Annotated in this window: 19 protein-coding genes, 1 tRNA gene, 2 pseudogenes and 1 CRISPR repeat array (1 of these 23 only partly in view); of the genes and pseudogenes, 13 read left to right on the forward strand and 9 right to left on the reverse strand. The window is 33.8% G+C overall.

Features of this window, described 5'->3' with window-relative positions:
* Entirely contained in the window at window positions 1-747 is a 747-nt protein-coding gene (locus AXG55_RS02060) for an OmpA family protein (RefSeq protein ID WP_148696487.1), read from the forward strand.
* Window positions 744-1,565: an HNH endonuclease gene (locus AXG55_RS02065; protein WP_148696488.1), complete on the forward strand. Its 822-nt coding sequence runs from the start codon at window positions 744-746 to the stop codon at window positions 1,563-1,565. Before AXG55_RS02060 ends, AXG55_RS02065 begins: the two co-directional genes overlap by 4 nt.
* 186 nt (window positions 1,566-1,751) lie before the next feature.
* On the opposite strand, the gene AXG55_RS02070 is transcribed toward AXG55_RS02065, so the two are convergent.
* Window positions 1,752-1,842, reverse strand: a tRNA-Ser gene (locus tag AXG55_RS02070).
* Between the two features lie 202 nt (window positions 1,843-2,044).
* On the opposite strand from AXG55_RS02070, the gene rplU reads away from it, so the two are divergent.
* The 8 genes and pseudogenes from rplU to AXG55_RS15110 form a co-directional block, all read left to right on the forward strand.
* Window positions 2,045-2,368, forward strand: coding sequence for a 50S ribosomal protein L21 (gene rplU / locus AXG55_RS02075; protein WP_148696489.1), 324 nt, complete (start codon window positions 2,045-2,047; stop codon window positions 2,366-2,368).
* Window positions 2,369-2,463: 95 nt separating this feature from the next.
* Window positions 2,464-2,730, forward strand: a complete 267-nt coding sequence (gene rpmA, locus AXG55_RS02080) for a 50S ribosomal protein L27 (RefSeq protein ID WP_148696490.1) — start codon at window positions 2,464-2,466, stop codon at window positions 2,728-2,730.
* 221 nt (window positions 2,731-2,951) lie between these two features.
* Window positions 2,952-3,998, forward strand: coding sequence for a GTPase ObgE (gene obgE / locus AXG55_RS02085; RefSeq protein WP_148696491.1), 1,047 nt, complete (start codon window positions 2,952-2,954; stop codon window positions 3,996-3,998).
* Window positions 3,995-4,480, forward strand: a complete 486-nt coding sequence (gene rsfS / locus AXG55_RS02090; protein ID WP_148696492.1) for a ribosome silencing factor — start codon at window positions 3,995-3,997, stop codon at window positions 4,478-4,480. The genes obgE and rsfS overlap by 4 nt, the downstream gene beginning before the upstream one ends.
* Before the next feature lie 9 nt (window positions 4,481-4,489).
* Complete coding sequence (locus AXG55_RS02095; protein ID WP_148696493.1) at window positions 4,490-5,002, forward strand: 23S rRNA (pseudouridine(1915)-N(3))-methyltransferase RlmH; 513 nt, start codon at window positions 4,490-4,492, stop codon at window positions 5,000-5,002.
* A 39-nt stretch (window positions 5,003-5,041) separates the two neighbouring features.
* Entirely contained in the window at window positions 5,042-5,755 is a 714-nt protein-coding gene (locus tag AXG55_RS02100; RefSeq protein WP_148696494.1) for a hypothetical protein, read from the forward strand.
* Window positions 5,756-6,148: 393 nt separating this feature from the next.
* Window positions 6,149-6,559, forward strand: a complete 411-nt coding sequence (locus AXG55_RS02105) for a septal ring lytic transglycosylase RlpA family protein (RefSeq protein WP_148696495.1) — start codon at window positions 6,149-6,151, stop codon at window positions 6,557-6,559.
* 131 nt (window positions 6,560-6,690) lie between these two features.
* A pseudogene (locus AXG55_RS15110) lies at window positions 6,691-6,798 on the forward strand (transposase); the annotation flags it as partial.
* Between the two features lie 182 nt (window positions 6,799-6,980).
* Here AXG55_RS15110 and AXG55_RS02115 read toward each other — a convergent pair.
* The 6 genes from AXG55_RS02115 to AXG55_RS02140 form a co-directional block, all read right to left on the reverse strand.
* Complete coding sequence (locus AXG55_RS02115) at window positions 6,981-10,025, reverse strand: efflux RND transporter permease subunit (RefSeq protein WP_148696496.1); 3,045 nt, start codon at window positions 10,023-10,025, stop codon at window positions 6,981-6,983.
* Between the two features lie 242 nt (window positions 10,026-10,267).
* Complete coding sequence (lptB, locus tag AXG55_RS02120) at window positions 10,268-10,999, reverse strand: LPS export ABC transporter ATP-binding protein (protein ID WP_148696497.1); 732 nt, start codon at window positions 10,997-10,999, stop codon at window positions 10,268-10,270.
* On the reverse strand, window positions 10,996-11,736 hold the full coding sequence (locus AXG55_RS02125) for an LptA/OstA family protein (protein WP_148696498.1): 741 nt from the start codon (window positions 11,734-11,736) through the stop codon (window positions 10,996-10,998). The genes lptB and AXG55_RS02125 overlap by 4 nt, the downstream gene beginning before the upstream one ends.
* Window positions 11,737-11,751: 15 nt before the next feature.
* A complete protein-coding gene (lptC, locus tag AXG55_RS02130) occupies window positions 11,752-12,384 on the reverse strand; it encodes an LPS export ABC transporter periplasmic protein LptC (RefSeq protein WP_148696499.1) in 633 nt (210 codons plus the stop codon).
* Window positions 12,378-12,956: an aminodeoxychorismate/anthranilate synthase component II gene (locus AXG55_RS02135; RefSeq protein WP_148696500.1), complete on the reverse strand. Its 579-nt coding sequence runs from the start codon at window positions 12,954-12,956 to the stop codon at window positions 12,378-12,380. The genes lptC and AXG55_RS02135 overlap by 7 nt, the downstream gene beginning before the upstream one ends.
* Window positions 12,953-14,332 (reverse strand): chorismate-binding protein, encoded by a 1,380-nt coding sequence (locus AXG55_RS02140; protein ID WP_148696501.1) that lies wholly within the window; start codon window positions 14,330-14,332, stop codon window positions 12,953-12,955. Before AXG55_RS02140 ends, AXG55_RS02135 begins: the two co-directional genes overlap by 4 nt.
* A 342-nt stretch (window positions 14,333-14,674) precedes the next feature.
* On the opposite strand from AXG55_RS02140, the gene AXG55_RS02145 reads away from it, so the two are divergent.
* Window positions 14,675-15,451 carry an AMP nucleosidase gene (locus AXG55_RS02145; protein WP_148696502.1) on the forward strand — a complete coding sequence of 259 codons (777 nt, stop codon included), beginning with the start codon at window positions 14,675-14,677 and terminating at the stop codon, window positions 15,449-15,451.
* Between the two features lie 75 nt (window positions 15,452-15,526).
* Here AXG55_RS02145 and AXG55_RS02150 read toward each other — a convergent pair whose 3' ends face one another.
* A complete protein-coding gene (locus AXG55_RS02150) occupies window positions 15,527-16,132 on the reverse strand; it encodes an FMN-binding negative transcriptional regulator (RefSeq protein ID WP_148696503.1) in 606 nt (201 codons plus the stop codon).
* Window positions 16,133-16,248: 116 nt separating this feature from the next.
* Here AXG55_RS02150 and AXG55_RS15115 point away from each other — a divergent pair.
* Both AXG55_RS15115 and AXG55_RS02160 read left to right on the forward strand, forming a co-directional pair.
* Window positions 16,249-16,482 (forward strand): annotated as a pseudogene (locus AXG55_RS15115) (helix-turn-helix transcriptional regulator); the annotation flags it as partial.
* A 294-nt stretch (window positions 16,483-16,776) separates the two neighbouring features.
* Entirely contained in the window at window positions 16,777-17,292 is a 516-nt protein-coding gene (locus AXG55_RS02160; protein ID WP_148696504.1) for a DUF6933 domain-containing protein, read from the forward strand.
* 4 nt (window positions 17,293-17,296) lie between these two features.
* On the opposite strand, the gene AXG55_RS02165 is transcribed toward AXG55_RS02160, so the two are convergent.
* Window positions 17,297-17,674, reverse strand: a complete 378-nt coding sequence (locus AXG55_RS02165; RefSeq protein WP_148696505.1) for a hypothetical protein — start codon at window positions 17,672-17,674, stop codon at window positions 17,297-17,299.
* A gap of 239 nt (window positions 17,675-17,913) precedes the next feature.
* A CRISPR array of direct repeats spans window positions 17,914-20,907; the repeat unit is 29 nt; unit sequence CGGATCATCCCCACATACGTGGGGAAATG; it runs 880 nt beyond the window's last position.

A 20,907-nucleotide genomic window follows, 5' to 3' on the forward strand; every position in this document is an offset into this window, starting at 1 on the left:
ATGTTTTATGAACAAAATTCGGGATCAAAACAATCTCATTGGATTCCGCTGAGTGATATGATGACTGGTTTAATGTGCGTATTTTTATTAATTTCTTTAATATGTATAATTGAACTTCAGTCTAGAGCGAAAGTTGCAATACAACTTGCCCAAGATTTTCAAGGTGCTAGAACAGATTTAGCGAACGATTTTAATAAGAATTTTGCTAATGAATCTTCTAAATATGGTGGAATATATTTAGGAAATACAGATTTTAGATTTACAGGAAATACTTTTTTGACGGGTAGCTATGAATTAAATGAGTCATTTAAGCATTATTTAAATAATTTTTTTCCAAAATATCTTTCTATTTTATTAAAAGAACAATTTAAAAAATATATAATTGAAATTCGAATTGAAGGGCACACTTCTCCTTATTGGACAGATGCAAAAAGTGAATTAGATGCTTATATAAAGAATATGGCACTTTCACAAGCTCGAGCAAGAGCAACTTTGGAATATATACTTAACATTGATAGTCCTATAATTAAAGATAAAAAAAATTTTTCTTGGCTCAAAGAAAAATTAACTGCAAATGGTCTTTCTTCTTCGCGTCCATTAAAAAAAATTAATACAAATAATATTGACTACTCAGCTTCTCAGAGGGTTGAGTTTAAAACATTATTACTTCCTGATCCTAAAATTGCTTGTAAACTTGAAAGTTTTTCAAAAAATCAGAATTTAAATTGTTTGGAAAAAATTAAATGAAATTAATTAATTTTTTAGAATTTGAACCATTGGTTAAAAATTGTCATAATATGAAAGCAGTTATTGGCGAGAAATTTAAATCTGATTTAGAAAATAAATTTTCTTTGAACTTAAATTTTCTAAATAAAGACTCTATAGATAATTTAATTATTCTTAAAAATTTTGATAATATTTTTAAGAATGATGATAATACTTTGCTTTTTGGTAAAAATAAAAGGGTTGTTTTATATATAAGAGAATTTATAAAAAAAGATAATTATTCTTATCCTAAGTATCATATTTCTGAATGTGATATTATAAAGAAATTTCGTTATCAGAATAAGTCAAATAGGTTTGTTATACACACAAAAGATGATAATAATTTTCATATTAATGAAATTGAAAATAATATTCCTAAAGCTATAATTGTTAAATTAAATGTTTGTACTTACTGTCTCAAAAATATTAATTGGAATGAAAAAGAGTTTACTCTTAAAAAGTTTTTTGAGAAATATCCTAGAAATTTGGTAAAAAATACTCCAGAGTTTACTTCTGATACAGCTGCTTTAAATTATTACTCATCGTACTGGAACGAAATAAGCAGAAAAACAAAAGAGGCAAATAATTTTAAATGTGAAGAATGCGGAATTTATTTAGGGGCAAAAGAAAGCTTAAATTTTTTACATGTTCATCATGTCAATGGTGATAGAAGCGATAATAGAACGAAAAATCTTCAAACTCTATGCTATGAATGTCACTCTAATAAGCCTAACCATGAGCATATGAAAAAGGATAATCAATTTGTTCGATTCCAAAAATTAAAAAGTAGTTTTTTTTAATGATATGACTAATAAAAAGTCTACCCGGCAAAAAAAAAACAACCATGAGGGGTGGTTGCAAGCTGATCTTACCTATCCTTATAAACACCGTTGCTGCCTTCCGACTCTGGCGGATTCATTAAAAGGATACTAAGGGCATACAACCACCTCTCATGGTTGCTTTGGGAAACAACAAAGAAAGACAGATGGCGGAGAGAGAGGGATTCGAACCCTCGTTACGGTTTTAGCGTAAACACGATTTCCAATCGTGCTCCTTCAGCCACTCGGACACCTCTCCACTGGAATCACTTCCGTACCTGACTGTTTAAAAAATTGCAAGCTTCTTTGCCCGAAAAAATAAACTTCTTGACCTTATTCAGAATTTGCACTATGTGCTAGCTTCCGACTCGTGTTGAGCCGTGTTTATGGCGTGGTAGCGCTTACCTAAAAACTAAGTGGCACAATCATTGTGGCACTAAAAGCGTATAAGGAAAATTGTTGTGAGTAGTAAAAACTATGCGGTAGTAAAGATTTTTGGCCGTCAATACAAGGTATCTGAAGGGCAAAAAATCAAAGCTAACTTTATCGATGCTGATGTAGACACCACAATGTCTTTTTCAGAAGTTTTAATGATGAATAAAGGTGGAGAGCTTAAAATTGGCGAACCACAAGTGAACGGCGCTAAAGTAACAGCTAAGGTTGTTGCGCATGGTCGTGAAGATAAAATCCTTGTTTTCAAGTACCTTCGTAAAAACAAATCAAAGAAAATGCACGGCCACCGCCAAGATTTTACGACTTTGGCAATCACAAGCATTGAAGGTTAATTGTTCTTTTGTTGATAAACTAAAGATATAATTAGATATTTTTCTTCTAACAAAAATCTCCTACACAGTGGGAGCTAAATTAAGGGATTTGTACAATGGCAAGTAAAAAAGCCGGTGGTTCAACCAAAAACGGACGCGATAGCAATCCAAAATACCGTGGCGTTAAAGCTTATGGTGGAGAATCTGTAAGAGCAGGTAACATTATTGTTCGCCAAGTGGGAACAAAAATTCACCCTGGTTCCAATGTAGGTATGGGAAAAGACTACACTTTATTTGCAAAAATTGATGGTGAAGTTAAATTTGAGCACATTAACCGTGAGCGTCAATGTGTGAGCGTTTATCCAGTAGACGCAAAAGCGTAATTATTTACGTTTCTTAAAATTATTTTCTAATCCTTTTTGATAAAGGCCAAGGTGCGTTTATAGTTTCTATGCGCATCTTGGTTTTTGTTTTATCTCCTTCCTTGATGTAAACAAGTTATTATTATTCTTAGCTTTTTTATATAAATGAGGGGTGCTGTGCAGAGGCCTTTCTACATTCACAATTTATGAATGCTTATTCTTATTCCCATGGTGGCTAAATTATGAAGTTTATTGATACGGCTGAAATCAAAGTAAAAGCAGGAGACGGTGGGCTCGGAATGTCTCACTTCCGTCGTGAAAAATATGTACCCGCCGGAGGTCCCGATGGGGGCAATGGCGGTAGTGGGGGCGACATTTACTTGGAGGCAACCAATGGCCTTTCCACATTACTCGATTTCAGATACCAGCGCTTTTATGAAGCAGAAACCGGCGGAAAAGGCGGCACAAATAATAAACAAGGACGTTCTGGTGATAACCTCACTCTTAAAGTTCCCTGTGGCACGGTCGCTTTTGATTGTGAATCTGGTGAAATTATTGGTGAAGTATTGTATGAAGGACATCGACTTCTTGTTGCCAAAGGGGGAAAAGGCGGAATAGGCAATACTCTTTTTGTAAACTCGCGCAACCAAGCTCCTACAAAAACAATTCCACCTGGAATTGGAGAAAATCGTGCTATCCGTTTGGAACTCAAAATGATAGCAGATGTGGGCATTATTGGCAGTCCAAATGCAGGGAAGAGCACACTTATTACAGTGATTTCCGCAGCGCGTCCCAAGGTGGCAGATTATCCCTTTACCACTCTCGTTCCGACATTGGGTGTTGTGAGTCATAAAGAATCTACGCCCTTTGTTGTGGCAGATGTGCCTGGTCTTATTCCTGGAGCGAGTCAAGGAAAAGGTTTGGGACACGATTTTTTACGCCACATTGAAAGAACCTCTGTCCTTATTCATCTAATTGATGGTAGTCAAGACACAGCAGAGTCTATGATTTCTGATTATGACGGCATTCTGGAAGAATTGTCTTTATACGATAAAACTCTCCTACTGCGCCCTCGGATCACAGTTGTTTCAAAGGTGGACTCCCTTGCAGGCGAAGAAATTGAGGGTCTGACAAATTTGGAAGCTCTAAATGGATTTCGAAATTATCTCAAACTTAAAAGAACTCCATTTCTTGAAATCAGTTCTGCATTCCGCGTAGGTATCACAGAGTTACTTGATAAAGTAATCGAACTTTTAAGTTTAAATAAAAATGGAGAAATAAATCAGTGAACGCAAATACAATGAAAACAACAATTACTGTGGGCGATAAAGAGCTTTCCCATGAAGACCTTGCCATGCTTGCCATTGCGGTCGCTTTAGATAAAAAAGCAGTTCGTCCTACTGCGATGGACTTAAGAAGTGTAGGCGCTTTTACAGAGCTTTTTTCTATTGTCAGCGCTTCTAACCCAAGACAAGTTTATGCTGTGGCAGAAGCTATCAGACAATTCTTTAAAAGCCGCTTGGGTATTATGCCCGTCTCTGTTGATGGTCTTGAATCCTGCACTTGGGTTCTTATCGATTATGGATTTTTATTTGTTCATGTTTTCCAAGAGCCCACTCGTGAATTATACCAACTCGAGCAGCTTTGGAGCAAAGCGCATATTATTCCTGTTTCTGAAGAAAAGTGCCAAGAATTATATCAAGAAGTTGTTGAAAATACGAATACCGTTCTTTCTGGAGAATCGGAATTTTCTCAAAACTCCATGGCGTGATTTTCAACAATGCGCTATGTTGTTTTAACTCCTTGGAAAATCCCACAGCAGTCTCTGCTTTTTGATTATGTACAAGAATTTTTAGATCGCATCTCTAAGTACACGCCAACGACTCATATTTATCCTTCCTCTTCTTTAGCGCAGGAAGATTTGGCTGCTTTTTATACAAAAGAGTTCAAAAAATTATCTGTGGAAAATCCTCTTTGCATCGCATTTGATGAAAACGGAGCCGCTCAAAATAGCTTTGAGTTTGCAAAACGTCTCGATCAATTCGAACAAAAAGGTGAAAAAATGGTTATTTTTTGTTTAGGCGGAGCCTATGGTCTTCCGCGCGAAATAAAAGCTCTTGGGAGAATTCATCTTATTTCTCTTTCAAAAATGACTTTCCCTCATGAGCTCGCATTGGGTATATTGCTCGAACAAATTTATAGAGCGCGCTGTATTTTAAGCAATCATCCCTATCATCATGGAGATATCTCCGCCTTGGCTCAGACATTTTCCAAAGAAATTCGCCAAAAATAAGCATTGTTACATTTAATTTTATAGTATTTGGAATAAATTTTGCGCTGTTACCTTTGTGTTTCTGAATCAAAATTAAATGATCTTATTTTCTGTCACAATTGTGAAAAAAAATTGCAGAATATTTTGTGGATCTCTTGTGCTCGATGTGGAAAGGATTCTTGTTATGGTTGTGAAGAGCTAAATGAATTTAGAAAAGTTTTTAGCCTTATTACCTATTCGTATGGAATTCCAGAAATATTAGTACTTGCCAAAGATTATCAAGATTATAATGCGCAATTATTATTTAAAGAGATGTTTTTTAATAGAACTAAAAATTATTTAAAACAACTTATAATCCATGAGCAGTATAATTGTATTTTGATTTCTCCCTTAAGAAAAGAAAGAATCATGAGTTCAAATTGGCATCCCTTTATTTTTTTTGAAAAAATATTAAATGATTTAAAAAAAGAACTTGCTGAAAGGCAAATATTTTTTCAGATATTAACTCCTCTCTTGAAAAAAAAATCTCATAGGCAAGCAATGACTCCTTCGCATAAAAGAAATGAAAATTCTGGAAATAAAGAAAATTTAGAGATTTTTTTTAGCACAGCAGATCAAAAAAAAATTTCTACTGAGATATTTCATAGAGTTTTATTAATAGATGATGTTTTAACATCTGGACAAACTGCAAAATCCATAAAAAAAGTTATTCCATTTTCATTTGAAGTTGATAATTGGGACTTATTTACCTTGTTTCGTTCTCATCAATCATAAACCCCATATTTTGCAACTTTTGTAAGCAATAAGATGCGATAAAAATCCTTTAAACTCTATTAAATGTATTTTATACAATAAAAAACAGCTCTAATATCTCATTGGTGATTAAAAAAGGTGCAAAAATTAGTCAGCTCATCTTATAAAAGGCGCTTATTTTTATGACAATCTATTGGACAAAAATATATTTACTTAATTACTATCCTATGTATATCAAGAGGAAATTAAATTTATTTATTAATTTGTTACGATAACAATTTTTTGGCGCGGTAGCAATTTTTCTTTCATGCTCAATTTCGATTTGATAGGTTGGAAGTAATGGAGCTTAAGTCTCTTAATTATATTTGAATATTATTTTTCGAAGTCTTTTATTATATAATACAGGTACATTGAATGAGATTATTAAAAAGTTTTGGAACAATTTTCTTACTTTGCCTTGTTTTTGTGGGTTGTACGACGACAAAAAAGGAATGGGGCTCAAAGAGCGAAAAGGTGTTTAGCAATTATGTTTTTTATGAAAGCGGATATGCTTCCTTTTATGGGAGACAATGGGCAGGAAGATCCACAGCAAATGGTGAAAAATTCGATCCAGATATCTTAACTGCAGCGAGCAAGACACTTCCTTTTAATTCCACTGTCATGGTTAAAGATGTAAAAACAGGGAGATATGTTGTTGTGCGTATTAATGATCGAGGTCCTTATGTAAAAGGCCGTGTTATCGATTTGAGTTCTGCCGCCGCAAAAAAATTAGGAATCAGTCGGACGGGTGTGGCTAAAGTTCATATTTATCTTGTTAGTAATTAATTCTTACCTTTATTTATCTAAAATATAATTTTTTTACTTTATATATCTAAAAACTATGTGAATATCTAAATTTTACATTTCTACAAATTAATATTATGAAATGACTCCATAAAAAAATATTGTTACCTAAAAATATAACTTTACATTTTTTACCACCATATTCACCCCAATTAAATCCAATAGAGCATTTATGGAGTTTCATTAAAAGAAATTATTTAAGTTTTAAAAGATACATAGACATTGGTGAAGTTATGCAGTCAGGAGTTGATGCTTGGAAAAATATAAATCAAAAAATTGTGAAATCAATTGGTTTTTCATAAATGATTTTTTTGAGGATGCAAGAACATTTAGGACGGCGTATAATATTTATTTTTTAAAATAAAAAAGTGAATTAATAAGATTTTGTTGAAGATTAAAGGTGTCAACTACAAAGTGGCCTGACAGTTTTATGCGCGATTTTTTTTTGCGTTAACTTCACAAGCAAACTATAAGCACAGGGCACTATAAATAATGTGAGTAGTGTAGATGAGAGCAATCCGCCCATAACTGTAATGCCCATTGCATTTCGACCGCTGCTGCCTGCACCTGAAGAAAAAATAAGAGGGATCATACCTGCAATCAAAGTGAGCGTGGTCATAAGAATGGGCCGGAAGCGAATGAAAGCAGCTTGTAAAAGCGCTTCATCAACATACATACCTTCAGCTACTTTTTGCTGAGCAAATTCCACAAGCAATATAGCATTTTTTGTAACAAGCCCCATGAGCATGATAATGCCAATCATGCCATTTATGGATAAAGAATGTCCCGTAACTAATAAGGCAATAAACGAGCCTGAAAAAGCTAAGGGAATGCTTAGCATAATAGCAATGGGGGCAATGAAATTCTCAAACTGTGAGCATAGCACGATGAAAATAAACAGGGCTGCAAAAAGAAGAGATGAGGATATTGTTTGTACCATATCTTGTACGTCTTTTGCTTGCCCATTGAAATTATTTGAAACCCCCAATGGCTTTGTTTTATCAATAAATTCATCAATTTGTTGTGTTATTCCATTTAAATCATTTCCCGAATATTCTGCTGATATTGTCATTTTTGCATTGCCATTGAGATGATAAATATTTGGTTCAATTTCTACTTTTTCAAGTGATGCTACGCTGGATAGCAAGACAGGTTTCTTATTCTTAGATATAATATGAACGCCTGAAATATCGGTTAATGTATAATGGTTATCTGAAGGTAACAGCATTTTTATATCATAATATCTACCATTAGAATAAAAATCACCAACCCGAACGCCTCCGTATAATAATTTTAAAGTTTTTGCCATTTCATTAATATTCACCTCTAAATCGGCAGCTTTTAAATTATAGGGGATAATACGTATTCCATAAATTGGATCTTTTGTTGAGTTTCTTATCTGAGTGACTTCTGGTATGGTGCTCATAAATTTAATTATTTCATTAGAATATTCATTCATTAAATCATAATTACTAGACATTAAATCTATTTGTATAGTTTCGTCACCACTGCTTCCAAAACCTATTTTTTCAAAGGGAGACCGAATAAATTTTTGTGCATCATTTTCAATAAATTCTGAAAACTCATTCTTTGTAAAATTTCTTTTATTTATATTTACAAGAGTAATATAATAATAAATTTTATTTTTCGAAATATTCATTACGACATTTTTGACTCCCGGATAATTTCTAATATGTTTATCTAATTCTTTACCACGTTCAATTGCAGATTTTAGAGGAGTTCCTTGCTGCAACTCAAATTTAAATTTTACAAAACTATTGTCTTCAGATTCATTAAAAATAATGGGAACAAATTTGAGAAAAATAATACTGATTATAAATATTACTATGGCGCTAAATACTGTGGATTTTTTGTATTTCAAAAAAAATCTTAATATTATTTGATAATAATTTTGAAATTTTTCAAATTTACTATCAAACAATTTCTTATATTTATTCTTATTTTTTTTATTATATTGAGATTCTATAAGCATTCTACTGCTCATCATAGGAACAAGAGTAAAAGCTACAAATAGTGAAATAAGAACGGCCGTGGCGACAGTAATGCCAAATTCAAAAAAATATTTTCCTAAAATACCATCCATAAAAGCAACTGGAATAAAAACAGCAACAACAGCAAGAGTGACGGCAATTGCTGCTAAGCCAATTTCCTGAGTTCCTTCATCCGCAGCTCGAAATGAATTTTTTCCAAGTATTTTATGTCTGTGAATATTTTCAATCACAACAATAGCATCATCAATTAAAATGCCAACAGACAATGTAAGTGCCATTAAAGTAGTATAATTTATTGTAAAATTAAAAATGTATATCATTCCTAAGGTACCAATGAGAGATGTAGGAATAGCAACGGAACAGATTAATGTATTTCGCCAGTCATGCAGAAAAATAAAGACAACTAATATTGCAAAGAAAGATCCTGTTAATAATTCTATAATGCTTGAATGATAATCGGAAGTAATATATTCAGATTCATCGTTATTAATTGCAATATTTATTTTATTATTATTTTCTAGTTTGATTTTTTCAATATATTCTTTAATTTTATTGGAAATTTTAATAATATTTCCTTGGTGATATTTAATAATGTCAAGTGATATTATTTTGTTTCCATTTAACTCACTATAACTTGTCTTTTCGGCATGAGTGTCTTTTATGGATGCAATATCTTCTAATCGAATAAGGGTTTTGTCATGAATGATAAGGGGTATTTTGGCAATTTTATCTAATGAATCTGGAATATTGTAAGTTGATAAATGAAAGGTATTATTTTTGTTAAGCAAAACTCCTGAGGGCTTATTTATAATGATATCATTTAAGCTACTTTCTATTTCGGTTGGTGAAATTTTCATTGCATTTATAATAGATGAATTTAATAGAATTTGAATTTCCCGAGTTTCATCTCCCACTATTTGAACGGCGGCCACACCATCAATATTTAGCAATTGAGGTTTTAAATTTTCTTTTACATAATATGATAAATCTTGAAAAGAATAATGAGAAGAAGAGACGCTGATAGTAAGAATACTTTTCGCATTGCTATTATCTTTTTCAATTATAGGAGTTTCTGTGCCCTCTGGAAAATTAATTTGACTTAATTTATCACGGATATTTGAGATAGATTTGTCAATATTTGCTTCTAAATTAAACTCAATAAATACTTCAGCCCCATCTTGATAAGCAGTCCCTTCCATCTTTTTTAAATTAGGTAAGCCTTTAAATTCCTCTTCCATGGGTTTTAATAATATTTCTTCTGCTGTTTTTGGATTCACTCCCTTATATTTTATATAAACTGTGGCAAAGGGATAATCGACATTTGGATTCGCTTGAATGACAAGTTTATTAAAAGAGAACAATCCAAAAATGATAATTAAAAAATTGAGCATTATAGTAAAAATAGGTCTTTTTATACAAATTTTTGAAATTAGCATGGTAAACTCTTTATGAAATTAATTTGAGCAAGAATTCTAAAAATGCACGAATATTTAAACGAAAAATAGGCAATAAGCCTTTGAGACTATTTTATATAACTTTATTTATAATTTTATGCAATATTATTTAAATATAAAAAATAATTATGATATTTTTTAATTTATCGATAAGCTGTTTAATTTTGTTTATTTAGTAAGCAATTTTGGAGTTGGATCGAGTAAAGAGAGGGCACGTTTCTTTATCAAAAACTGAAATTTTCTCCCAAGTAAACTTGTCTTACTTTTTCATTTGTAGCCACATCATCGGGTAAACCTTGGGCAAGAATTTGTCCTGCCGCAAGAATATAGGCTCTTCCGCAAAGAGATAAGGTTTCTCTCACATTGTGGTCGGTAATTAAAACGCCTAAATTTTCTTCAGCGACAAGTTTTTTTATGAGCTCTTGAATTTCTGCCACAGTCACGGGGTCAATTCCGGCAAAAGGCTCGTCCAAAAGTAAAAAACGCGGTGATATAACTAAGGTGCGGGCAATTTCAAGTCGTCTTCTTTCGCCGCCGGATAAACTGATTCCAAGGCTTTTTCGAATATGGCCAATGCCAAATTGTTCAATAAGTTTTTCGAGTAAGGCAGGCCGTTGCTTTCTTGGAGTTCCCCAAACTTCCATAATGGCGCGTAGATTATCTTCTACAGAAAGTTTACGAAATACGCTTGAATTTTGGGGTAAATAACCAATTCCCATGCGTGCTCTTTTATGAATGGGGAGTTCTGTAATGTCATTGCCATCAATGAGGACATTTCCCGAGCTTGGTTTTAATAAACCCACTGTCATATAAAAGCTTGTGGTCTTGCCCGCACCATTGGGGCCAAGTAAGCCTACAACCTCTCCACTATTTACAAAAAAAGACACGTCATCCACAACAGTGCGATTGCCAAACTTTCTTATGAGATTTGAAGAAATAAGTTGGTTTTTTATCATTTCGTAACCTTATCTTTCGGAGTATCTGAAAAGCTGTTACCTTTGCTTATTTTGGAGGAGGAGCGAGGATCAAGGGTTCCATGGGGTTCTTTTAAATTTATGTCGCCCGAATCTAAATTGATTTCAATATATTCGGCATTAATAAATTCTTGTGCTTTCCATACTTTCGCTTTGCCTTTTAAAATCATAATACGTTTGGGTACCAAAAATTCGATGGTGTTTGCTGAGGCTTTAATTTCTGGGGAATTATTTGAATTCTTTTTTAAAATATGAACATTTCCCGTAGCAATTGCTTTTTCAACAGAGGTTGAGCTTGAGCCAAATGAATTGCCAGGTTTACCAATAATTTGCGCTTTGTCTGAGGTGAGTTTTGTATCATCTTGAATAATGACGACATTGCCGACAAGATTTAAAATACCTGTTTTACGTGATCCTTCTGCAGTTTTACCTTCAAAATATACCGGTGCATTTGCATTATGTTTCGCAAAATCAGAATTTAATAAACCATTATCGTGTTTTTGTGCCTGTTGTTGTTTTGGTTTTTTTTCTGTTTCGTTACCATTTCGAATGGTATTATTTGAACTGCGATCTTCTTTTTCTGATTGTGATTGAGAAGGAGAATAATTTTCAGGTATAGTATTTTCAAAGTCAGCATATATGGGGCGGGATAAAATAATTAAAATAAAATATAAAGCACTTTGTTTTAAGTTGTTTGATTTTTTTATAAATAGAAACATTTTATAAGCCTTTTTTTATTCGTTATGACTTTTATTTAAATGATTTACTTTGAAATTACCATCAACATGTGATTTTATTTTAAATTCTTCATTTTTAATCGAATAATAAAACCCTTTGCCCCTGATTTTACCTTGCGGTCCTTCTGAGATAAAGTTTTTTGAAGAATGAATCATTTCTTTCTCCATATCAATAAATACATGTTCAGCTTGGCCTTGATTGCCTTCAAAATCAAATAAAACATCGTCAGGTAACACCGCACTTTGAATTTTACTATGGGCGCCTAAGGGGAACTGTGAGGAATTGCTTGGGTCGCCCTCGTTTGCAATTTGCCCAAAGGCCTTTTGTGTCTTTATAGTAATTGTTGCTTTTTTATTTTCATCATAAGCCTGGTATGTCAGATGCCCCTCAGCTTCAAAGTGGTTATCTGTGTAATAGGTGATTTTATCTCCAGAGAAGGAATATTTTAATTTTCCATCTTGATAAGAGTTTGTATTAAAGTTTTTTATGGTGCTAGTGGGTAAAATATTATTTTCAAAATTCAACTGAGAATTTAATTCATTTGCTGAGAGTTCAAGATATTTTTTTTGATACCATAATGAAAAAATAATAGTAGAGATAAATATTATGGCATATAAGCGACCTAGCATGAAATTAGCCTTAAAAATGATTTTAAAACAGCAGCTCCACCAGGGCTTGCAAAGCTTTCTGGATGAAATTGAACCCCAATTCTTGGAAACATTTTATGCTCTGTCGCTAAGACAAAGCCCTTTTCATCTGCCAGTGCTAACATACTTTTGGAAAAAACGGGATCATTTGTTTTGCATCCTAAGGAATTGTAAAACACAAATTTTTGATTGAGCACGTTGTTTTCAAAATATTTCGAGGGAAGATTTTGTTTTATAAGAATTTGGCGTCCGTGAATTGGTTTTTCCTCTATTTGAGTAATAACACCGCCTTCGGCATGGAGTAAAATTTGGTGACCCAGACAAACTCCCAAAAATGGGATTGCATGAGGAATTTTATGATAGAAATTAATTGATTTTTTATATTCGGAAGGGTGTCCCGGACCTGGCGAAAAGATGATCGCATCAATGTCTTTAAAAGAGGTCATTGTCTCTAATTTATCAAAGGAAATAACTTGAATATTGATATTCTCAGATAAAAACCAGCTCGTTAAATTATTTGTAAAAGAGTCATAGTGATCAACAAAAAGTATCATGATAATATTTCCTCTAAAACCGGTAAAAATGAAGATAATTTTATTTCAAACTCCTCAAACTCGAGTTGTGTTTCGGAGAGAGTCGTGATGCCGGCTCCTACTCCAAAATAGAGTCCTCTTTCACCCAAATAAACGCTACGGATGAGAATTGTCGAATCAAAATCTCCATTTACTTCAAGTATACCGCAAACTCCTGTATAATATCCTCTCGTGTTTTGCTCAAGATGGGCAATGATCTCACATACTCTTTTTTTAGGGGTGCCTGTGATAGAGCCCGCAGGAAGCATTTTTTCAAGGCAGGTCGCCAGATTTTCTTCTTTTTTTAATTTACCTAAAATAAAACTTTGCATTTGAATCAGAGAGCCCGATATGCGCGCATAAAAAGGGCGAAAGACGGTCACGCTTTCGGGCATGCAGACTTCATAGAGGTCGTTTCTCATGAGATCGACCACCAAGGTATGTTCATAGATTTCTTTTTCAATACTCCATATTTTATGAGCATCTACTAATTTGGGTTTGCTCTCTTTCGATTTGAGAGTGCCTTTAATGGGTTCTGTTGCGATAACACCTTGACTCATACAAATAAATCGTTCTGGAGAAAATGAGGCCAAGGCATTTGTTTGATCTTTAAAATAAATACCAAAACGTGAAAAAATGTGGATCCAAGAGTTAAAAAAATCTTGGCTTGAAATAAATTTATTTTCTCTAGAAACTGTTTCTGTCGTGGTTATATTTACTAAATAACAATCTCCTTTATTTAAATTTTTTTTCACTTTATCAATGATATTGACAATGTTTTTTGGAATTTTAAATGCAAAGCTTGATTTGGATTTTTTATGTGTGCTTATCGTTAGCGGATTGTGAAATAAGAATTTTATTTTTTCTATATAAGAGTTGAAAAAAGATTCTTTTTCATGATAGTTTATAAATTGTAAAATGACATTATCTTTTGTAATTTTAGCTTTTATTTCAAATTTTGGTTCAATTATATAGGATAACTCTTCATTATAGGAATCAAGATACGGAGTCATAAAAAAAAGGGGGCTATTGTTCTTTTTTTTAAGTTGGTTACAAAATTCTACATGATTTTTTTTAGAATAAATAATATTTATATTGCAAAAAAATCTTAAGCTGATACAGTCTCCAGCTTTATCATAAATATTTATTAAATTATTAGGATAAATATTTGTGGCATTGAAATTGTTATTTATAGGATATTCGTAACCTTCACAATTATGGATTTGAAAATGCATCAGAAATTTATTTTGAAAATGATCTTCCAAGAATTGAATGATATTTTGAATATTTTGTGAGTAATTCTGGAGTTGAGTTTTTAATTTATCGGATAAATTTATAATATTCTCATAATTTTTCATTGTTTTGATACCTAATTCGACTCTGATCACTATCAAAATAAAGAGAAAGCACAATTTAAGGTATTTATAGATTATAAATACCTTAGAATTGAAATATAGGATAATTTTCGATAATTAAAGTATTTATAATAAAAATTATGAGTAACCATCTAGAAAAACTTCAATATGCAAGATCTGTGATTCTTGTTTTTGAATATGCTAAATTGTATCATATAATATTTTTTTAATAATTTAAGATGTTTATGGTGTTTTAGATAGGGTGCTCTGTATATAGAAATGAGACTAGGGTAAAAGAATCTAGGGGAGTTTATTTCTAGAAAGACCTAACTTAAGGGAGTTTTTATGAAGTCAAAAGCAGAGATCTGCAAAAATTGGTTACCACGTTACACAGGAACAAAAATTGAAGATTTTGCTGATCACATTTTACTCACAAATTTTCAAACCTATGTAAATCGCTTTGCTGAAATTACAGATTCGCAAGTGGTGGGATTAGATAGAGCTATGCCCAATGCCACATGCAAAAAATCTAATGTGTCTATTATTAATTTTGGTATGGGCTCCGCCAATGCCGCCACAATCATGGATTTGTTGAGTGCCCGCTCTCCTAAAGCTGTCCTCTTTTTAGGAAAATGCGGAGGCTTAAAACAATCAACAGAAATCGGTCATTTTATTTTACCTATTGCCGCCATTCGCGGTGAAGGAACTTCTAACGACTATTTTCCTCCCGAAGTGCCCGCTATGCCCTCCTTCAAACTCCACAAGTTTGTTTCGCAAAAAATTGTCGAAGCAGGCTATGACTACCGGACAGGCGTTGTCTACACGACAAACAGAAGAGTGTGGGAACACGATCAAGCTTTTTTAAAGCATCTACACAGCATGAAGTGCATCGCCATTGACATGGAAACCGCAACCGTTCTTATGGTCGGTCTTTATAACGAAATTGCCCGCGGTGCCTTACTCGTCGTCTCCGATGTTCCCATTACTCCCGAAGGCGTTAAAACGGAAGCCGGTGATAAATCTGTTTCTGCAAAATGGACTGACATTCACATTAGATTAGGAATCGAAAGCTTGAAAGATTTGGAAGCCAAAGGCGAGCCCATTAAACACTTTAAGTATTGATAGGGTGTGGGCTTTAGAAATTAGAGGAGATTTAAATTAATTGATTTCAAAATATCAATCATGGATTGTAAAATGTTATTCATTAATTTCGTAATATTGTTTCATTATATTATGAATAAATAAAGTATCATCTTTCGATTTTTGTAAATTTTTAATAACCGATATTTGATCTTCTTTTGATCTGTTTTGGCTTATTTTAAATTTTGATTCAATGGATTTAATCTTAAATTCAAACGCATTAATTTCTGAAATCATATCATCTAATAATGAAGCTGGAAAATCATTCATTGTCCATTGAGATCTCTCAAAATCTCTAATTTGATGCTCTAAAATAGTTTTGATATTTTGTTTATCGGTTATTTTATTAATTTTTGCTGTTAATTTAATTGTGCAGTAATTCCATGTGGGTACATTCATACTTGGATTACGGTACCAGGATGGTGAAATATAAGAACTATGGCTATTAAATATAAGATGCGAAATATCTCCTGTTTTAGCCATTTTGCAGACTTCATTGCGGATCGATAAGTGACCAACTAATTTATCTCCAAAAAATGATATTGGAATATTTGTAACTTCTAAACATTCATTATTATAGATTAATAATGCTAATGGATTATTTTGAATTAAAATTTTGTTTAATTCGTCATTTTTATTTTCAAATTCATGTGGAATAAACATTGATATTTTTCACTCCTTGAATAAATTCATTATCTACATATTATAAGTTTTTTGCGGTTTCAAGAAAAAGAACAATGTTGCCGATATAAATATTGGTGTGATCCCTTCGCGAGGACGATGGAATAACCCAACAACAACTTGCAGATAAAATAGAAAGTAAAAAACAATTTATCAGCTCAGTAGAAACAGGTCGCGAAAAAGTAGGCCTTGATTATGCGAATCGCATAGCAATTGCCATGGGATATTCTTTAGCACCATTTACGAAAATTTTAATTAATGAACAATTAAAAGAGTATGATTCCACCCTTGAAATTGATGTCAGAAGCAAAAAGCAGGCTAATAAAATGTAGCAGATGGTATTTTATCTGACAATCTCCCTGTTTAAAAAGACTCCCAAAATTGAAATTGTCTGTCAGTTAAAATTCAATTCAACTTTTTTGAACAGCCTTTTTTTGTTAGGCCAAGCTTTTTTCTAACATAATGAGCGTTTTAATAAGAGCTTCTGGCAATATGATAATTACTCTTTTATAGCTGATGACTTAATAACAGAGGAGAATCTTGCAGTAGAAGATTATAAACTGCTTTTATGCTATGTAACGAGTTAAGATGAAAATTACTGAGTAGAAAGTTCAAATGGTTAAAACATGGTTCAAATTAGACTGACAAAAAAATTTTCAAGTGATCTTAAAATCAAAAATATTCCGCTACCTAAAGCTATACATTCAATTTATGATAATTGGATTATAGATAATTTAGTTTTAAATCGAAAGAAAATTGCGATGGCAACTCATCTTGAGCCTCGACTGACATTCTTTTTTCCCTATACTTTAATAGGTGGTGCAAAAAATATAGTTGCATTTATTGAAGAAAAAATTAAGAATTTTATATTAAAAAATAATTTAAAAATTGATTTGAATAAGATAAATATTATTTTTAAATATATTTATTATTGTAAAAATACGGATAATAAATCTGTTGTTTCAAATATGACAGATTTAAAAAAAATATTTCTCGCACATGTTTATGGTCATCAATTTGATAAACTGAATTGGCAGGAATTAAATGATATAACAAATGATTCCATTATAAGTTTTAAATCCTCTGAAGAAAAATATGTATCACCAAGAGAAAGAATGATTAAATTAATTAAAAGTTTGTAATATCTTATTCCCAGGGCATTGACTCCCAATGGAAAAATTGATTTAGGCTATTTTCAATGATACAGTATTGATCTCCTTTAGAATTCTTTCGTGTGTATTTTACTTTTGCTTTATTAAAAATTAATTTAATAGCATTAAATAATTCCTCATCTGCTTCATTATTATCATAGCTTTCTTGAAGAATATGAGTAAGTGAATTGTCCTTATGTTCCTTTAAGTAAGATTGATCCAAAGCGTAATGAAGCATTCCTGCTACAATAACTGAAATTCGATGCGTACGAGCGTTTGGCACTAATATTTTAATCATATTAACCCAAACATCATATACTTCAGAGCCAACAAGCTTTTTTAAATTATTTTCTTTATTCATTCTTTTTGCCATTCTAATCTTTGTCCGTGATGTTTCTTTAAGAGCCCAATCAGTGTCCAAGTTTTCTTTTATAATTTTTACAAGTCCTGTGGCAATGTGTTTTAAAATTTTATCACCTCATACTTTAACGGCGGAATTATTGATCTCAAGCGCATCATAGAATGTTGTTTCATTTAAATAATTTGAATACTGAACAATCTTTATATACGTGGGGAAATGTGAAGATTTACAAAGAATTGATGTTACATCAACAGATCATCCCCACATACGTGGGGAAATGTAGCCACCCCATGCGACCGCTTGAGAAATTCACGGATCATCCCCACATACGTGGGGAAATGTTGAACCCTTACAATATTTACTGGGTAAGCCTCGGATCATCCCCACATACGTGGGGAAATGTCGGGCTTCCTGTTGGCGAGGGTGACACTGTCCGGATCATCCCCACATACGTGGGGAAATGTTGAATATGGATCAACTTTGCTTCGATCAAATCGGATCATCCCCACATACGTGGGGAAATGCCTGAGGTCGTTCTTATGACTTCACATGATGGCGGATCATCCCCACATACGTGGGGAAATGTAAAATTATAACCTAAACTTGGTAAAGAAAACCGGATCATCCCCACATACGTGGGGAAATGGTACGTCTTTGTTTTCAGAAAAATCGAATATACGGATCATCCCCACATACGTGGGGAAATGAATGTAAAAAGGGATTAACTATGAGTCGTGAACGGATCATCCCCACATACGTGGGGAAATGAATTGCCAACAGAACAAAGAATTATAAATAATCGGATCATCCCCACATACGTGGGGAAATGTTGTGCCCCAAACCCATCCCGTTAAATGCCTACGGATCATCCCCACATACGTGGGGAAATGTAATCAAATTGATGTTGAAATTTACGCAATGGCGGATCATCCCCACATACGTGGGGAAATGTTCAATTACTCTTGAGTCAGAAATTGAAATACCGGATCATCCCCACATACGTGGGGAAATGATCTTTTAATTCAACATCATTACCCTTATTATCGGATCATCCCCACATACGTGGGGAAATGTTATTTTCATCATCTTTTTTAAGTTCGACTTCCGGATCATCCCCACATACGTGGGGAAATGGAAAAATTCAACAGAGGTTTAGTTGTTCAGCCCGGATCATCCCCACATACGTGGGGAAATGCTAAAAATTTAGAGGCAGGATAACCAAGTTCTCGGATCATCCCCACATACGTGGGGAAATGCTTTCATTGAGTAAATCTCGCACACTGCAACCCGGATCATCCCCACATACGTGGGGAAATGAAAAGGAGAACGTTATGACGATTTTTAGTCAACGGATCATCCCCACATACGTGGGGAAATGTCTCTCGGTGGTGCTGTTGCTATATTACATGCCGGATCATCCCCACATACGTGGGGAAATGAATTTTATTATCAACACCTAACCTATGACAATCGGATCATCCCCACATACGTGGGGAAATGATCAACAAAAAATCATAAAAGAAACAAAAACACGGATCATCCCCACATACGTGGGGAAATGTATGAGTAATGCAAAGAAAATCAATGATAAATCGGATCATCCCCACATACGTGGGGAAATGGCAGTTAGGGATACTATTAATTTTAAAGCTTCGGATCATCCCCACATACGTGGGGAAATGATTGGAAGAAAAGATGATGAAGGTTATAAAGCCGGATCATCCCCACATACGTGGGGAAATGGCGCAAAGAGAAGCAGAAGATGATGAAATTTACGGATCATCCCCACATACGTGGGGAAATGTAATCAAGTAACAACTCAGAAATCGAAAAGTTCGGATCATCCCCACATACGTGGGGAAATGCTCAGCCAAATCCTTTTGATTTACTACAGATCCGGATCATCCCCACATACGTGGGGAAATGTTCAACTTTTGAAGGTAGAAATTCATAAATAGCGGATCATCCCCACATACGTGGGGAAATGAACTTCAATTATTTTAAATTTTTTGTAATCTTCGGATCATCCCCACATACGTGGGGAAATGGAAAGAATCTCGGAAATGGTAAACCAGTGGAACCGGATCATCCCCACATACGTGGGGAAATGACATTCTTTCATGTTAAAAGAGAAACAGCACACGGATCATCCCCACATACGTGGGGAAATGCCACGAGTTTATCGCTTCGCTAGATGATAGTCCGGATCATCCCCACATACGTGGGGAAATGATGCGTTCTGTCTATTGTTCTTGTATTACATTCGGATCATCCCCACATACGTGGGGAAATGTTTAAAATTAGGGCATTGAAGACGTCTTCTAACGGATCATCCCCACATACGTGGGGAAATGATATGACTATATATTAATTTTAGAAATTATTACGGATCATCCCCACATACGTGGGGAAATGAATAAGCGTTACTTTATAGCGTTTATTTGTTCCGGATCATCCCCACATACGTGGGGAAATGTTGTCTTGATATAATTGCAGGAATATCACCACCGGATCATCCCCACATACGTGGGGAAATGCTTTTAATTTTGCACCAGCAAGATCATTTAAAAGGATCATCCCCACATACGTGGGGAAATGATGATATTCAAGTAAAAAAAGCACATCTATATCGGATCATCCCCACATACGTGGGGAAATGTATTTTGATGCGATTTCAAATAGAAATACATTAGGATCATCCCCACATACGTGGGGAAATGAAGGGATTTTACCATTTCTAACGCATCATTTTCGGATCATCCCCACATACGTGGGGAAATGTAGCAGTGTCAGGTATATATCTTATTTATACACGGATCATCCCCACATACGTGGGGAAATGTTCAGATAATCAAATTTATTAAAGCGACAGATCGGATCATCCCCACATACGTGGGGAAATGGTTTAGCAATTCTCTCATAACATCTTTTCGATCGGATCATCCCCACATACGTGGGGAAATGAAATTGAGGCTATGAGAGCGCACCTTCTAAGCCGGATCATCCCCACATACGTGGGGAAATGTCTATACCCTCATCTTTAAGCAAATTTGAAAACGGATCATCCCCACATACGTGGGGAAATGCAGAACAGCTTGCAAATATCGTACCATAAAATCGGATCATCCCCACATACGTGGGGAAATGGCGCTTCTCTAATCGCTCATATCTCGCTTTCTCGGATCATCCCCACATACGTGGGGAAATGGATTTAAAAATGGATTTTCCACTTGAATAAGGCGGAT

Origin of the sequence: Silvanigrella aquatica (assembly GCF_001907975.1) — a bacterium.
In the GTDB taxonomy this organism is placed as follows: domain Bacteria; phylum Bdellovibrionota_B; class Oligoflexia; order Silvanigrellales; family Silvanigrellaceae; genus Silvanigrella; species Silvanigrella aquatica.

Excerpts from the sequence above, each read along its gene's own strand:
- AXG55_RS02165 (WP_148696505.1), bottom strand. The coding sequence starts at position 17,674 with ATGGCAAAAAGAATGAATAAAGAAAATAATTTAAAAAAGCTTGTTGGC.
- AXG55_RS02145 (WP_148696502.1), top strand. The coding sequence starts at position 14,675 with ATGAAGTCAAAAGCAGAGATCTGCAAAAATTGGTTACCACGTTACACA.
- lptB (WP_148696497.1), bottom strand. The coding sequence starts at position 10,999 with ATGATAAAAAACCAACTTATTTCTTCAAATCTCATAAGAAAGTTTGGC.
- obgE (WP_148696491.1), top strand. The coding sequence starts at position 2,952 with ATGAAGTTTATTGATACGGCTGAAATCAAAGTAAAAGCAGGAGACGGT.
- lptC (WP_148696499.1), bottom strand. The coding sequence starts at position 12,384 with ATGCTAGGTCGCTTATATGCCATAATATTTATCTCTACTATTATTTTT.
- rpmA (WP_148696490.1), top strand. The coding sequence starts at position 2,464 with ATGGCAAGTAAAAAAGCCGGTGGTTCAACCAAAAACGGACGCGATAGC.
- AXG55_RS02160 (WP_148696504.1), top strand. The coding sequence starts at position 16,777 with ATGGTTCAAATTAGACTGACAAAAAAATTTTCAAGTGATCTTAAAATC.
- AXG55_RS02065 (WP_148696488.1), top strand. The coding sequence starts at position 744 with ATGAAATTAATTAATTTTTTAGAATTTGAACCATTGGTTAAAAATTGT.
- AXG55_RS02115 (WP_148696496.1), bottom strand. The coding sequence starts at position 10,025 with ATGCTAATTTCAAAAATTTGTATAAAAAGACCTATTTTTACTATAATG.
- AXG55_RS02095 (WP_148696493.1), top strand. The coding sequence starts at position 4,490 with ATGCGCTATGTTGTTTTAACTCCTTGGAAAATCCCACAGCAGTCTCTG.
- AXG55_RS02140 (WP_148696501.1), bottom strand. The coding sequence starts at position 14,332 with ATGAAAAATTATGAGAATATTATAAATTTATCCGATAAATTAAAAACT.
- AXG55_RS02060 (WP_148696487.1), top strand. The coding sequence starts at position 1 with ATGTTTTATGAACAAAATTCGGGATCAAAACAATCTCATTGGATTCCG.
- AXG55_RS02125 (WP_148696498.1), bottom strand. The coding sequence starts at position 11,736 with ATGTTTCTATTTATAAAAAAATCAAACAACTTAAAACAAAGTGCTTTA.
- AXG55_RS02105 (WP_148696495.1), top strand. The coding sequence starts at position 6,149 with ATGAGATTATTAAAAAGTTTTGGAACAATTTTCTTACTTTGCCTTGTT.
- AXG55_RS02135 (WP_148696500.1), bottom strand. The coding sequence starts at position 12,956 with ATGATACTTTTTGTTGATCACTATGACTCTTTTACAAATAATTTAACG.
- AXG55_RS02150 (WP_148696503.1), bottom strand. The coding sequence starts at position 16,132 with ATGTTTATTCCACATGAATTTGAAAATAAAAATGACGAATTAAACAAA.